The sequence below is a fragment of the Bifidobacterium sp. KRGSERBCFTRI genome (assembly GCF_025908335.1).
The window spans coordinates 2594374-2609297 of record NZ_CP109653.1 but is presented as its reverse complement, the minus strand read 5'-3'; the positions used below and the strand labels follow the sequence as shown (position 1 = coordinate 2609297).

General features: G+C 60.5%; 13 protein-coding genes. 11 read left to right on the top strand and 2 right to left on the bottom strand.

Translation table 11 applies throughout. The features are described from left to right. Positions 1 to 306: a LysM peptidoglycan-binding domain-containing protein gene (locus tag OGI63_RS11305; protein WP_011743454.1), complete on the top strand. Its 306-nt coding sequence runs from the start codon at positions 1 to 3 to the stop codon at positions 304 to 306. Between the two features lie 49 nt (positions 307 to 355). Further along, positions 356 to 808, top strand: a complete 453-nt coding sequence (gene nrdR, locus OGI63_RS11300; RefSeq protein WP_021913880.1) for a transcriptional regulator NrdR — start codon at positions 356 to 358, stop codon at positions 806 to 808. 116 nt (positions 809 to 924) lie between these two features. Here the strand turns inward: nrdR and serA are convergent, their stop codons facing one another. Together serA and OGI63_RS11290 are read right to left on the bottom strand one after the other, a co-directional pair. Further along, positions 925 to 2124, bottom strand: a complete 1200-nt coding sequence (serA, locus tag OGI63_RS11295; protein ID WP_003810774.1) for a phosphoglycerate dehydrogenase — start codon at positions 2122 to 2124, stop codon at positions 925 to 927. After that, positions 2117 to 4414, bottom strand: coding sequence for a HelD family protein (locus OGI63_RS11290; RefSeq protein WP_011743451.1), 2298 nt, complete (start codon positions 4412 to 4414; stop codon positions 2117 to 2119). The genes serA and OGI63_RS11290 overlap by 8 nt, the downstream gene beginning before the upstream one ends. A gap of 320 nt (positions 4415 to 4734) precedes the next feature. Here OGI63_RS11290 and mraZ point away from each other — a divergent pair, with 320 nt between their 5' ends. The 9 genes from mraZ (at position 4735) to OGI63_RS11245 (ending at position 14838) form a co-directional block, all read left to right on the top strand. Further along, positions 4735 to 5190, top strand: coding sequence for a division/cell wall cluster transcriptional repressor MraZ (gene mraZ / locus OGI63_RS11285; protein WP_229086408.1), 456 nt, complete (start codon positions 4735 to 4737; stop codon positions 5188 to 5190). Beyond that, complete coding sequence (rsmH, locus tag OGI63_RS11280; protein ID WP_011743449.1) at positions 5190 to 6221, top strand: 16S rRNA (cytosine(1402)-N(4))-methyltransferase RsmH; 1032 nt, start codon at positions 5190 to 5192, stop codon at positions 6219 to 6221. The genes mraZ and rsmH overlap by 1 nt, the downstream gene beginning before the upstream one ends. A gap of 1 nt (position 6222) precedes the next feature. After that, on the top strand, positions 6223 to 6684 hold the full coding sequence (locus OGI63_RS11275) for a hypothetical protein (RefSeq protein WP_003810762.1): 462 nt from the start codon (positions 6223 to 6225) through the stop codon (positions 6682 to 6684). Next, complete coding sequence (locus tag OGI63_RS11270) at positions 6681 to 8483, top strand: peptidoglycan D,D-transpeptidase FtsI family protein (protein WP_011743448.1); 1803 nt, start codon at positions 6681 to 6683, stop codon at positions 8481 to 8483. The genes OGI63_RS11275 and OGI63_RS11270 overlap by 4 nt, the downstream gene beginning before the upstream one ends. Positions 8484 to 8517: 34 nt before the next feature. Continuing rightward, positions 8518 to 9396, top strand: coding sequence for a hypothetical protein (locus OGI63_RS11265; protein ID WP_033499725.1), 879 nt, complete (start codon positions 8518 to 8520; stop codon positions 9394 to 9396). A gap of 75 nt (positions 9397 to 9471) precedes the next feature. Next, entirely contained in the window at positions 9472 to 10941 is a 1470-nt protein-coding gene (locus tag OGI63_RS11260; protein ID WP_011743446.1) for a UDP-N-acetylmuramoyl-tripeptide--D-alanyl-D-alanine ligase, read from the top strand. 49 nt (positions 10942 to 10990) lie between these two features. Further along, the gene (gene mraY, locus OGI63_RS11255) at positions 10991 to 12088 is read left to right on the top strand and encodes a phospho-N-acetylmuramoyl-pentapeptide-transferase (protein WP_003810755.1); all 1098 of its coding nucleotides are present in this window, start codon (positions 10991 to 10993) and stop codon (positions 12086 to 12088) included. 76 nt (positions 12089 to 12164) lie between these two features. After that, entirely contained in the window at positions 12165 to 13604 is a 1440-nt protein-coding gene (murD, locus tag OGI63_RS11250) for a UDP-N-acetylmuramoyl-L-alanine--D-glutamate ligase (protein WP_011743445.1), read from the top strand. Then, complete coding sequence (locus tag OGI63_RS11245) at positions 13585 to 14838, top strand: putative peptidoglycan glycosyltransferase FtsW (RefSeq protein WP_003810751.1); 1254 nt, start codon at positions 13585 to 13587, stop codon at positions 14836 to 14838. Before murD ends, OGI63_RS11245 begins: the two co-directional genes overlap by 20 nt. Positions 14839 to 14924 lie beyond the last annotated feature (86 nt).

Sequence of the window (14924 nt, the reverse complement as noted above, 5' to 3'; positions counted from 1 at the left end):
GTGGTGAACGGTGCGGCGAATATCGGAAATGTGGCAAATCGAATCGCCATGGCGATCATGGCGGCCGGTTTTGCCTGGTGTCTTTTTGGATTCATCGCGCCCGGAAGTGCGCAGTCCGCGCCGGATTCCACCGCTGTCGTCGTGTATACGGTGCAACCCGGCGACACCTTGTGGAGGTATGCGGCGAGCATCACTCCGGAGGGTGGCAATGTCGGAGATACGGTGGATGAACTGATGCGGCTGAACAACCTTGATACGGTGTCTTTGCATGCGGGGCAGCGCCTCATTGTTCCCCATGAGGCGTAGGGGCCGCCAAGCGTGGCTTATTTCAAGGGCTCAGTCTATTCTGGACAACATGCATTGCCCGTTTTGCCAGAATCCAGACACCAAGGTGGTCGATACCCGTATTAGCGACGATGGTCACTCCATCCGTCGCAGGCGCGAATGCCCGAAATGCTCCAAGCGATTCACCACATTGGAGACGACCATGCTATTGGTTGTGAAGCGTTCCGGAAACGTCGAGCAATTCGACCGCAATAAGGTGATTTCCGGCGTGCGCAAGGCATGCCAGGGCCGTCCCATCAACGAGGACGATCTGAAGATGCTGGGGCAGAAGGTCGAGGAGGATCTTCGTTCACGAGGATTGGCCCAAGTCAAATCTGATGAGGTCGGCAAGGCGATTCTCAAGCCGCTGCGTGACTTGGACATGGTGGCGTACATGCGCTTCGCCAGCGTCTACCAGAATTTCGAGAATCTGGAGGACTTCCAAAGGGCCATCGACGAGCTGAAGGGCGCAAGTTCCGAATGATGGCGTGAGACGGGTGCCGCATCTGTAAGCAAATACAGCATATATAATGCGGGCGGGGTTCCAATCCTGATGGTTGGAACCCCGCCCGCATTATCGTAACGTTTCGTATTGCGTGCTCAGCTGATCACGCGCATGCGGATCGTACCCTCGATGGAGGCGAGCTGGTCGAGAGCCCTCTGGTCCGGGCGCTGCGCCACATCGGTGACCACATAGCCGATCTCGCCTTCCGTGCCCAAGGCCTGGGCGGCGATGTTGATGCCGTCCTCGCCCAGCACACGGTTGACGCGTGCCAGCACACCCGGAAGATTCGCATGCAGGTGGGCGATGCGGAAATTCGACTTGATGTCGGACAGGGTGATCTGCGGCAGATTCACCGACAACATGGTGGAACCCTTGAACCAATAATCCTCAAGACGCTGGGAGACGAACTGTCCGATGGACTTCTGCGCCTCAAGCGTGGAGCCGCCGATATGCGGGGTGAGGATCATGTTGTCCTCGTCCGCAAGGTCGGTCAGGAACTCGTCGCCGGTCTTCTTCGGTTCGATTGGGAACACGTCCACCGCCGCGCCGGACAGATGGCCGGAATCCAGATGCTTCTTCAACGCATCCAAATCCGCCACGAAACCACGGGACAGGTTGATGAAGATGGCATCCTGCTTCATATGCTCGAACTGGTCTTCGCCGAAGAATCCCGTGTTCGACTTGCGTCCATCCACATGAAGCGTGACCACATCGGACTGTTCCAGCAATTCGTTGAGCGTGTCGCAACGGTGGGCGTTGCCCATGGCGAGCTTCTCTTCAATGTCGTAGAACAGCACGCGCATGCCAAGCGCCTCGGCGACGACGGAAAGCTGGGAGCCGATGTTGCCGTAGCCGATGATGCCGAGCGTCTTGCCTCGGACCTCATGGGAGCCGGAGGCGGACTTATCCCACATGCCGTGCTTCATATGATGGGTGTGCGCGGGAATGCGGCGCATCAGGCAGATGATGTCGCCGATCACCAGCTCCACCACGGAACGGGTATTCGAATACGGCGCGTTGAAGACGGCGATGCCGTTCTTGCCCGCGTATTCGAGATCCACCTGGTTGGTGCCAATGCAGAAGCAGCCGACCGCGGTGAGCGTCGGACGCGCGTCGATGACCTTGCGGGTCACACTGGTCTTGGAACGGATGCCGAGCAGGTCGACACCTTCCAACGCATCAATCAGCTCGTCCTCGCTCAGGGCTCCCTTGAGGCACTCGACCTCGAAGCCATGGTCGCGCAGCGACTGCGCCGCGTCGGGATGGATGTTTTCAAGTAACAATGCTTTAGGCATGGTTCCTACCATATAGCTTGAGCAGCTTTTCGTCGTCTTTTGTCCGCAGTATAAGCAGACGCTGCGTGGGCCTCGTCATGGCGACATACAAATCGGAGGCCGCTACGATACGCGACGGCGCGTTCTCCTCGATTCGTCCGGGCTGGACCACCATCACGGCATCATACTCCAGACCCTTCACGGTCTGTGTGGAACATACGGTGACCTGCTCGTCCCAGGAACTCTGGGCATCGAGCCTGTCGAATTCCTTCGGGTCGAGCTCATCCTGAAGTTGTGCGTATACGCGTGCGCGCAACGGCTTGAGCATATCGTCCGGCGCGATGATCGCCACACGACCGGTACCGTCGGAGGAAACGTAGGCGCGCACCAACTCGACGGTCTGCTGCGCGACGGCGTCGCCGATCAGGCTATCGTCACGCAAGGTGAGACGCTTGACTGAATCCGGGACGCCACGCACGGCGTTCACCGTGGAGATGTACAGGCCTTCGGACGAGGCGAAATCGCTGGCGAGCTGCGACACCTCCTTCGGATTGCGGTAGTTGATCGTCAACTCGTTGAGCTGCCAGTTGCGTTCGCCGAACAGCGGGTCCATCATGCGACGCCAGGACCGGGTACCGCCCAACGCGGAGGTCTGCGCCACGTCGCCCACAATCGTGAACGAGCGCGACGGACAACGACGGATCAGCATGCGCCAATCCATCGCGGTCAGCTCCTGCGCCTCATCCACCACGATATGGCCATACGTCCACTCGCGGTCGGCCGCGGCGCGCTGCGCGGTTAATTCGGCGTCCATACCATTGATATTGTCCACCAGCATCTGCGAAGTGACGATGCCGGAACCGATACCGGCCTGCGCCAGCGTGTCCTTGGCGAACTGCTCTTCCTCGGCGCGCTTGGCATCCAACGCCTTCTGCCTGGCCACGGCCTTCGGATCCGGTCCAAGCAATTCCATGGCCTCATCCAGCAGAGGTACGTCGCTGACGGTGAAGGGCGAGCCCTTCGGACGCGTCAGCGTCTCGATGTCACGCTCTTCGAGCCAGGGGGCGAAACGGCGCAATTGCTGCGGTTTCGCGAACAGCTGGTCGACCAACCATTCGCCGGTCATCGGCAGCCATGCGAGGTTCAGCGTCTTGCGCAAATCGTCGTTCATACGCAACTGCTGCATCACATCGTTAAGCTCGGCCTGCTCCGGCTCGTAGTCAAGCCGTTCGACGTACCGGTTGCGCATGGCCGACAGCATGTCGCGCACGAAGGTCTCGCGCGCCTTGTTATGCGGCTGCCGCGTGCGCTTGGCATCGGCGATGGCCTGCTCGATATCCGCACGTACCATCGGCACGTTGAAACCGTTGATGCGGATGACCGGCAGATGCGAAGGCACGCGTTCACGAGCCGCCACGGCATTGGCGATCGCCTTGGCCATACGGCGTTCACCCTTGAGCTTGGCCGCATACGGGTCGTCATGCGCGGTGGCGATGATGCCGGGAATCAGATCCGCGATGGTACGGCTGACCACACCTGTCTCACCCAGCGAGGGGAGCACCTGGTCGATGTAATGCAGGAACGTCGAGCTGGGGCCGACCACCAGCACTCCGGAACGCTGCAACGCGCGACGATGCGTATACAACAGGTAGGCCGCGCGATGCAACGCGACCGCGGTCTTGCCGGTTCCCGGACCGCCCTGCACCACCACCGCCTGGTTGAGGTCCGCACGGATGATACGGTCCTGCTCGCCCTGGATGGTGGCCACGATATCGGTCATCTTGCCGGTGCGTTTGGCGTTAAGCGACGCAAGCAGAGCACCCTCGCCGGTCAATGTGCCATTGGAGGACGCCTCGCCGACCTGATCGGAATGCACGTCGAGCACCTCATCCTCGACGCCGACCACTTCCCTGAAACTCAACGTGATATGCCGGCGCATGACGATGTCGCCATGATTCGAAGGCGTCGCCTCATAGAACGGGCGTGCCGCGTCGGCGCGCCAGTCGGTGAGAATCGGCTCATGATCCTCATCGGACAGGCCGATACGCCCAATGTAGCGATGCGCGCCATGCACGTCGTCGAGCCTGCCGAAAACCAGACGATCCTCCACCGCACGAAGCTGGGTGAGACGGTCCTCGTACATGGTGGCGAAGGAATCGCGTTCGGTGCGTTGCGTGGGCGAACCGTGCGATCCTGCGGCCCGGACCGTGTCGAGACGCGACCGAGCCTGCGCCCTCAACGCGTCCAGACGATCATATGCGCGGCTGACGGCCTGTTGCTCCTCACGCAACTGGGCGGAATAACTCGACATTGCTGTCCCTTCATCAAAAACTTAAGGCACTCTAATGTACCCCAAGGCTTCTACGAGCGGCGATTGGCCGCGGCGAATCGCGATGGGCTGACAACGCCGGAACTGTACGGTGCGGACGCGCAATCTCAAATATGGGGAGAAATCGACAATATTTTGAGGCATTTTTGCTTTTTCGTGGGGAAAAATGGTGAGCGGTGGGGTAGAGTGGGGAAAGTGTCTCGGATTGGTGGGCCGAGTGTGGGCAAAAAGGAGGTGCGGTAATGGTCCATGACATTGGAGCAGAACCCGTCTCCGACGATGACCCGGCTCAATCCGGCGGCATGATGGCGGGCTTGCCGCCATTGCTGCTGGGCACCTACACTCCGAAAATCGACGCCAAAGGACGTATGGCATTGCCTGCGAAGTTCCGCAGCCAACTGGGCTCCGGCATGGTGATGGCAAGAGGCCAGGAACGATGCGTCTACCTGCTGCCGCAATCGGAATTCAGACGGATCGCGGTGCAGATCCAACGCACGTCCATGGGAAACAAGGCGGCACGCGACTACCTGCGTGTGTTCCTTTCCGGCGCGGTCGACCAGGAACCAGACAAGCAGGGACGCGTGCTTGTGCCGCAGATGCTCCGCGATTACGCGAATCTGGGCAGCGACATTGTGGTGATCGGCGTGGGAACCCGGGCCGAGATTTGGAACAGACAGGCATGGGAGGATTACTTGGCCGACAAGGAACAAGGATATTCCGACATTGCCGATGACGTATTGCCGGCGATGGAGTTCTAATGACAGACGTGACGACGATTCATCAGCCGGTGCTGCTCCGCGATTGCGTGGACTTGGTGGCACCGGCATTGGCGAAGCCCGGCTCGATCGCGGTGGATTGCACCCTCGGCCTCGCCGGGCATTCCACAGCGTTCCTCAAAGCAAGCCCCAACGCCCGCCTGATCGGCATCGACCGGGACACCGAGGCGCTCGCGCTCGCCACGAAACGCATGGAAATGGAAGGCCTTGCCGACCGTTTCACGCCCGTGCACGCGGCATTCGACGACTTCTCCCAAGTGCTTTCCGACCAAGGCGTCGACAAGGTCAACGCGGTGTTCATGGACCTCGGATTGTCCAGCCTGCAGATCGATGAGACGGAACGTGGCTTCTCCTATTCCCATGACGCGCCGCTCGACATGCGTATGGACGTGACGCAGCCCCTGACCGCGGAGCAGGTGCTCGCCGAATATTCGTTCGCCGATTTGGTGCGTATCTTCCGCGCATACGGCGAGGAGCGGTTCTCCAAGCAGATCGCACGGGAAATCGTACGCCGGCGTGAAACCGAGCCGCTGACCACGTCGGGCCAGCTCAATCGTTTGGTGGACGAGGTCGTGCCGCAGGCCCACCGTCCCGCCGGCAACCCCGCGAAACGCGTCTTCCAGGCGCTGCGCATCGAAGTCAACGGCGAACTGGACAAGCTTGCCGGCACGCTGCCGCAAATCGCCAACCACCTTGCCGTGGGAGGACGTCTGGTGGTGGAGTCGTACCACTCGTTGGAAGACAAAACCGTCAAAGCCTTCATGAACCAAGGGCTTAAGGTCGACGCTCCGGCGGATATGCCCGTGGTGCCGCCCGACATGATGCCGTTCTTCAAGGAACTGACCCGCGGCGCCATCAAGGCGGACGCGGAGGAAATCGCCAACAATCCACGATCGGCGTCCGTCAGATTGCGCGCGGTGGAATTGACCAGACCGATTCCCGCACGATGGCGCAAACGGTTCGACCAAGGCGCGGATTACGCAAGCATGACCAGACAAGGAAGAAGGGACTGAAGTGGCGGCACCAAGAACGATCGCTTCGAATGCGGCTCCGGCCGGCCGCAAAAGCCAGACCGAGACCATCGGCACCACGCGTCCCGAACTGCACGTCATCAAAGGGACCAGAGTCGAAGGCAACGGCATCCGTCACGGCTTCGAACAACTCATCACATGGACGCGGACCCGCAGCACGCCGCTGCTGCACCTGGTCATCGCCGCGGTGTTCCTTGGCGTATGCCTGCTGGGCTCGCTGATGCTGCGCACCCAAATGGTGCAGAATTCCTTCGAGGCGAGCCAAATCGAAACGCATATCACCCAGCTGACCCAGGACGTCGAGGACGATCAGGCCAAGCTCGACGAACTTGACGCCTCATTGCCGAGCAAGGCCGAAGAGATGGGCATGGTCCCGCAGAAAGGCGCATTGACCATCGATCTGAACGGCTATCAGGCAAACGCAAGTGGAGACAAGACCCGGTGAACCCTATCCGCAGGATCTACACGTTCTTCCACAAGAACCTGTTGACGAAAACCATGGCCATCGGCGTCGTTCTGGCGCTGATGGGCACCACCTGCCTTATCCAACTTGCCAATATTCAACTGGTCAACGGCAAAGGCATGGCGCAGGCCGCGGCGCAAAGCCGTACCACCACCGTGACGTTGAAGGCTCGACGCGGCAAGATCATGGATACCAATGGCGCGATTCTCGCGCAAAGCGTCGAACGCTACACCATCATCGGCAACCCCGAACAGGCGCAGGCGTTCATACCGACCACCTGCACCAAACAGACCGGCAGCAACTGCCACCAGATCAACGGCAAGCCGGTCGGCGTGACGGGAGCCGCAGCCGTGGCTCGTCTGCTGGCCCCCGTATTGGGCATGGACGCCACGGAACTGGGCGCCAAACTGTCGATCAGCGGGCAATACGTGGTATTGAAGAAGGACGTGACGCCTGCGGTCAAGCGTAAAATCTCCAAGCTGAACCTCGGCGGCATCGTCTACGCGGAATTAAGCAACGAACGTCTGTACTCCAACGGCACTTTGATGGGCTCGCTATTGGGTGGTGTCGACGCCGACGGCAAGGGCGTGGCCGGCATCGAGCAGATGGAAAACAAGACATTGACGGGCCGTGACGGCTACCAGGTGTACCAACAGGGCAACAGCGGCGTCGAAATCCCCGGAACCATGACCGAATCTAAAGACGCGGTCAACGGATCCGACGTCACCCTCACCATCGACCGGGATGTGCAATGGTACACCGAGAAAGTGCTGAGCGACAGCGAAAACAAATACCATTCCGCTTGGGGCATCGCCATGGTCCAGGACGTGCAGTCGGGCGACATCCTCGCTTTGGCGGACAGCGATACGACCGAGGCCGGAAGCGACCAGGCGAAGATGGGCGCCTCCCGGGCGGTGAGCGAGACCTTCGAACCTGGCTCCATCGGCAAGGTGCTGGCCATGTCGGGCATGCTGCAACTGGGATTGCACAAGATCGATGACAAATTCACGGTACCGAACACGGTGACCGTGGAAGGACAGACCTATAAGGACGCGGTGGACCATGGCAACGAACATTGGACGCTCGCCGGCATCCTCGAACAGTCGTCGAACGTTGGCATGGTCATTGCCGGAGACAAGATGACCAACGAGCAGCGGTACAACTTCATCAGCAAATTCGGTATCGGACAGGCCACAGGACTGAACCTGCCAGGCGAATCCGAAGGCGTGCTGCACCCCTCGGATAGCTGGGACAGGCGAACCCGCAACACCGTGCTGTTCGGTCAAGGGTACACGGTGAACGTCATGCAGCTGACCAACGCGATTTCGGTGATAGCCAACAAGGGCGTCAAAAAGCCGCAACGCATCATCAAGTCCATCACCGACACCGCGGGGCATGTCGAAGAGCAGCAGTCCAAGGGCGAGGCGACACGCGTCATCGACGAATCCGTGGCGAGCCAGATGCTCAACGCCATGGAATCGTCCGCTGAACACTACAACACTTTCGTGAAGGTCGACGGCTATCGTATGGCGGCGAAATCAGGCACAGCAGAAGTCGCCGGAGCGAACGGCCAACTGACCTCGATCATCAGCGATTACTCGACGATCATTCCCGCGGATAATCCACGCTTCGTCATCACCGTGGTGCTCAAAGACCCCCAAGGCAGCTTCGGCGGTTTGACGGCGGGTCCTGTCACCGCGGAGATTGGTGAATTCCTTATGCAGAAGTATGAAGTGCCGGCGTCTTCACCTCGCACGGATGCTATTCCGGTGAATTGGTGAGCGAATACGTATTCAGACACGGAGGGGCGGAAAGGTGAGCGCGGTCAGCGAATCCATGAACAGACGAATGACTTTAGGGCTGCTTGCCAGCCGATACGGTTTCGATCTTGATCCGACGTCGGCGGCTGAAGTGACGATCACTTCCATCGCGGATGATGTCGAATCGGTGCGTCCCGGCGCACTGTTCGTCCCGTCCGCCGATGTGGACGTGCACCAGTTGTCGCAGGCTCAGGAGCAGGGAGCATATGGCGCGATCGTGCCCCATGCGCTGCGCGGTCAAACCGACGACATCCAGATTCCGCTCATCTACGCCGAACCCACCATGGGACAGCTCGGCAAACTGGTGAGCGACATGGCCGGCAATCCGTCCGACGCATTGGCCGTGTTCGCCATCACGGGGAAGAACAGGGAGATCGTGGAATCCGAAGTGAGGAACCTCGCGGATTTCCTGCACATGCTGGGCAACCCCGTCGGCGTGATCAGCTCGTCCGATTCACAGTCATTGGAACGCTTCCTCAATCTGGAATATCCTCTGTCGGCCATCGATGTGCAACGTACCATGGCGGTGTGCGCCGAAGACGGCGCAGCCGCTGTGATCCTCGCGTTGGATGAAGAGACCCTGCGTGAGGACGCGTTGCAATCGGTCAGCGTCGATGTGCTTGCCTGCGATGACAATGGTTTGAGCGATGCCGAGGTTGCGAAACTCGTCGCAAAATTCGGATGCGCGGTCGGCAAACAGACCCGCATCGCGGGACGAACCCAGGAATCCGACCTGCTTGCGGCGCAGGCCGCGACGGCATACGGCCAGACGGACAGCCGTTCGCTGTCCCTGTCCATCGCCATGGTGCTGGCCGCCGGCGTGAGGAAAGCCAACATCAAAAGCGCGTTACGCGTCTCGCGTGACCTGAACTAAACGTGGAACGAAACATTCTCCACGTCAAACACAAACCCAACCATTAGAGGAGTAACGACAGTGAGCAGCCCGACCATGATGCCGATGAGCCTGACGGAGATCGCGCAGGCGGTTGATGGACGGTTGATGCCGACGACCGTGCCGACCGACGAACCGGTGGCCATCAGCGCCTTCACGGATTCGCGCCAGATCGTGCCGGGATCCGTTTTCGTGGCGATTGCCGGCGAACGCGTCGACGGTCATGATTTCGTGCCGAAGGTCGGCGCGCAGGGGGCTGTGGCCGCACTGGTCGACCACGAAATCGCGGGCGCGCAGGTGCCGCAGATCGTCGTAGAAAACACCGTCAAGGCGTTGGGAGCGCTCGCCAAGCATAATATCGAGCGTCGGCGCGCGCTGGAATCGCCGTTCACCGTCATCGGCATCACCGGTTCTGTCGGCAAAACCACCACCAAGGATCTGCTCAAATCGCTGCTGTCCAAAATGGGCGACACCGTCGCTCCGGTCGGATCGTTCAACAATGAGATCGGCCTGCCGCTGACGTCGCTCAAGGTGAACGCCGGCACGCGTTTCCTGGTGGCGGAAATGGGCGCCAATCACGTGGGCGAAATCGCCAACCTCACCTCCCTGGTTCCGCCGGACATCGCCGTGGTGCTCAAGGTGGGCGTGGCGCATCTGGGAGAATTCGGCTCTGCGGAACGCATCGCCCAAGCCAAATCGGAAATCGTACGCGGACTGGTGCCGGGCGGCCTGACCATCCTCAACGCCAACGACGAACATGTGGCCGCGATGAGCGCCATCGCTCCGGCCGATGTGCTGTGGTTCGGCCTGCCGCAGAAAGAAGACGCGCAACTGGACACGACCGCGCTCGACGTGCGCTGCGACGATCTCGACCATCCGTCATTCGTACTGGAAGACAAGACAGGCCGGCACGCCAACGTCACGCTCGGCATCTGCGGACAGCACAACGTCATGAACGCGCTTGCCGCAGCCACGGTGGCGATGACGTTGGGCATGCCGATTGACGCTGTGGCCTCCGGCCTGTCCGACGTGACGAGCATCAGCCCGCATCGCATGGCGGTGTCCACCGTCACCAAGCCCGAAACGTCGTTCACACTGATCGACGATTCGTTCAACGCCAACCCCGATTCCATGAAGGCCGGACTCGATGGCCTGTCGCGCTGGCATGCCGGCGCCGAGCAGCAGCCGTTCAGAATAGCGGTTCTCGGAGCCATGCTGGAGCTCGGACCGGATGAGCATCGCCTGCATGAGGACGTCGGCAGATACGCCGTCGAGGGCGGTGCGGACGCGCTTGTGACGGTCGGCAGTACTTCCGACGAGGCGTTGGACGCGCTTGCCGAGGCCATGGCGCAGGGCGGCAAGGCGGTTGCCGCCGACCCGACGATGGTGCAATGGGCGCATGATGCCGAACAGGCCGACCGAATGGTCACCCGGCTTGCGACCGACCATGAGGGTACAGTGGTGTTGCTGAAAGGATCCCACGCGTCCGGATTGAGCGCTCTGGCGGAGCGTTGGACGCAAAACTGACGGAATCGGCGTCGTGCCGATCATAGCTGACTGAAACGGAGAAGATCAGGTGATTTCACTCATCATCGGCATTATGGTGTCGCTCGTCGTGACGATTGTGGGCACTCCGCTGCTGATTAAGTTGGTGCACAAACTCAACTACGGACAGTACATCCGTCAGGATGGCCCGAAGTCGCATCTCGTCAAGCGCGGCACGCCGACGCTTGGCGGCGTGGTCATCAACCTCGCGGTGGTGCTCGGCTGGTGCTCCTCGGCACTGTATCGGTTCCTCACCAGGGGAGAGGTGCCGTCGTGGTCCGCGGTGTTGGTGCTGTTCGCCATGCTGTCGATGGGATTCTTGGGATTCATCGACGATTTCGCGAAGGTCCGCAAGAAGCAGAGCGAGGGACTGACCGTCAAGGGCAAGTTCATCGGACAGTTCATCCTCGCCACCATATACGCGGTGCTGGCGCTGATTCTGCCGACCAAATCCGGCTTCCCCAGCGCCCAGGCCGGCATGAGCTTCATCGAAAAGCCGTTCTTCAGCTTTGAATTCGCCGGTCGTGTCGTGGCCATCGTGCTGTTCGTGATCTGGGTGAATTTCCTGATGACCGCATGGACCAACGCCATCAATCTGACCGACGGTCTTGACGGCTTGGCCGCCGGCTCCTCGATGATCGCCTTCATCGGCTATGCGATCATCGCGTTCTGGGAGTTCTACCACCTCAAGGGTTCGGACCATCCAGGCTTCACCTATGCGGTGTCCGATCCTCTTGACCTGACCATCATCGCGGCGTGCGCGGCCGTAGCCTGCTTCGGCTTCCTGTGGTACAACTCCAATCCGGCCTCCATCTTCATGGGAGACACCGGCTCCTTGGCGCTTGGTGGTCTGTTCGCAGCCATGTCCATCGCCACGCACACCGAATTCCTGGCGATCATCCTTGGCGGTCTGTTCGTCATCGAGACCATGAGCGACATCATCCAGGTCGGCTACTTCAAGATGACCCACAAGCGCGTTTTCAAGATGGCCCCGATCCATCATCATTTCGAATTGAAGGGCTGGCCGGAAGTGAAGGTCGTGGTCCGGTTCTGGATGATCGAGATGCTGTTCGTGCTGATCGCCTTGGTGCTGTTCTACGGCGATTGGGTGGCCCGTTCCGGCCTGTGACACGATTGCGGGCGCGGCTTTACGCCCGCAATATAAGTGTGCTATCACGGCAAATGACGTTTCCGATTGGAGGGTGATGGATATGAATATGGATGGCAAGACCGTAATCGTGGCTGGTCTCGGTGTCTCCGGGCAAAGCATGATGGAAGTGCTGGGCTCCCGTGCCGGCAGAGTGCTGGGCGTGGATGAGAAGAAGCCGGACGCCGACCTGCATTCCTTCGACCAAATCGATTGGGACAATACCGACATGGTGATGACCTCGCCGGTCTTCAACCCGCGCACGCCATTCATCCTTGAGGCGCAGAAACGCAACATACCGGTCATGAGCGAAGTCGAACTGGCCTGGCAGCTGCGCGTGAACAGCAACACCACCGGCAAGCCGGCGCAGTGGATCGGCATCACCGGCACCAACGGCAAGACCTCGACCACGGAAATGACCTCCGAAATGCTGACCGCATGCGGCCTGGCCGCTCCCGCCGTCGGCAACATCGGCAAAGCCGTGTCGCATGCCGCCGTCGACCCCGCGAACGACGTGCTCTGCGTCGAACTGAGCTCGTTCCAGCTGCATTTCACCTATTCTCTGGAACTCGACTGCGCGGCGATCACCAACATCGCCGACGACCATCTCGATTGGCATGGCGGCATCGAGAACTATGCCGCCGACAAGGCGAAGGTGTTCCACAACGTCAAGAAGGCGCTGGTCTACAACGCCGACGACGAACGCGTCACCAAACTGGCGTTCGCGGCCCAGACCGCGCCGGAATGCCGCCGGATCGGCTTCACGTTGGCCGAGCCGAAGGACGGGCAGATCGGTGTGAAAGATGGCTGGATCGTCGACATGTCCGGCATTGCCGGCGGAGAAGCGGGAAAGCCGTTCCAAGTGGCGAAGGTCACCGATTTCACGCATCTGACCGAGCCGGATGGCACGGTCTACCCGCATCTGCTCGCCGACGCCCTGACCGCGTTGGCGCTGGTGTTGGGTCTCGGAGCAGACAAAGACAAGGCGTTGGCCGCGCTCAAGCAGTTCACGCCGGGCGGCCACCGCATCCAGACCGTCGCCGTCGCCAAAACGTCCGACGGTGGCACCATCCGTTTCGTGGATGACTCCAAAGCCACCAACGCGCATGCGGCCAAGGCGTCGCTTAACAGCTTCGCGGACAAGTCCGTGGTGTGGATCGCCGGCGGACTTGCCAAAGGAAGCCGTTTCGAACAGCTCGTCGCCGACCAGGCGCGCACCATCAAGGCGGCCATCATCATCGGCAAGGACCAGCAGCCAATGCTGGACGCGTTCAAGGCAAGCGCTCCCGACATTCCCATGTCCATCATCGATCCCACGGACAACGACACCGTCATGGCCCGCGCCATCGATGCTGCCGGCACTTACGCGCAATCCGGCGATGTGGTGCTCATGGCTCCGGCCTGCGCGTCCATGGACCAGTTCAAGTCGTACGCCGATCGCGGAAACCAGTTCGCGCAGCAGGCTCAGCGTTGGGTGAATGAGCATGGGGAAGCCTGAGGCCAGCCGTAGCATCACGTCTTCCGCAAGCCGCCCGAACATGACGGACGGCGCCGCGGCACAGACACGAGAACCGTTGAAGAACGGCGGAACGCGTAATCTCGCCAACCCGTTATGGTGCTTCCACGGATTCCGCCTATGCGTGATCATCCTCACGATCTTCGGCGTGATCATGGTGTTCTCCAGCTCTTCGGTGAACATGATCGCCAACGGGCAGTCGCCATGGGCGCAGGCGCTGAAACAGGGCATGTACTGCGTGTTCGGCCTGGTCATAGCATTCATCACGATGATGCTGCCGGCCAGCTTCTACCGAAAGATCAGCTTCTGGTTCCTGCTTGGCGCCATGGTCATGCAGGCCGCCACACTGACGCCATTGGGCGTCGAAGTCAACGGCAACAAAGGATGGATCGGCATTCCGGGCGTGTTCACCATGCAGCCCGCGGAAATCGTCAAGCTGGCGTTATGCATCTGGATGCCGAACGAGCTGATCAACGCGCGCAAGCAGGTGAAGAAGGTCGGCGCGCCCCGCGCGTACTCCAAGCTTATTCTCGGCTATCTGTGCGCGTTCTGCCTGGTCATGTCCGGCAAGGATCTTGGTACGGGCTTGATTATTCTCGCAATTGGCGGCATTGCATTGCTGCTTGGCGGATTCCCCGGCAAATGGCTTGCCGGAGCCGCGCTGCTTGGCATATGCGGTATCGTCGGATTCATTCTGACCAGCCCCAACCGACTCGGCCGCATCATGGCGGCCTACCGGACCTGCTCTCCGTCCGACCTGCAGGGCGTGTGCTATCAGGCGGTCCACGGCAAATACGCGATCGCATCCGGCGGCTTGTTGGGCGTCGGCATCGGCAATTCCGGCGAGAAATGGGGCTATCTTCCCGAAGCGCACAACGATTTCATCTTCGCCATCATCGGCGAGGAAACCGGATTCGTCGGAGCAGCCATGGTGATTCTGCTGTTCATCGTCATGACGTGGTGCATGCTGATGGTGGCCGTGCAGGTCCGCGACCGGTACATCACCATGGCGTTGGTGTGCATCGCGGTATGGATCGTCGGCCAGGCGTTTGTCAACATCGGCGTCGTCGTCAGCCTGCTGCCGGTCATGGGCGTGCCGATGCCGTTCGTATCAGCAGGCGGATCGTCTCTTATCATGTGTCTGGGGGCCGCCGGCGTGGCCATCAGCCTGATGAAGGAGCAGCCGCAGGTCAAAGCCGAGAACCGCATACTGTAATCGGTTCCCGTCATGCGAGTTGCGAAGCAAGCAAAAGAAACGTAGACGAAATGTAAGTATCTGCATCGGCGGCGGTATGCCGCGTG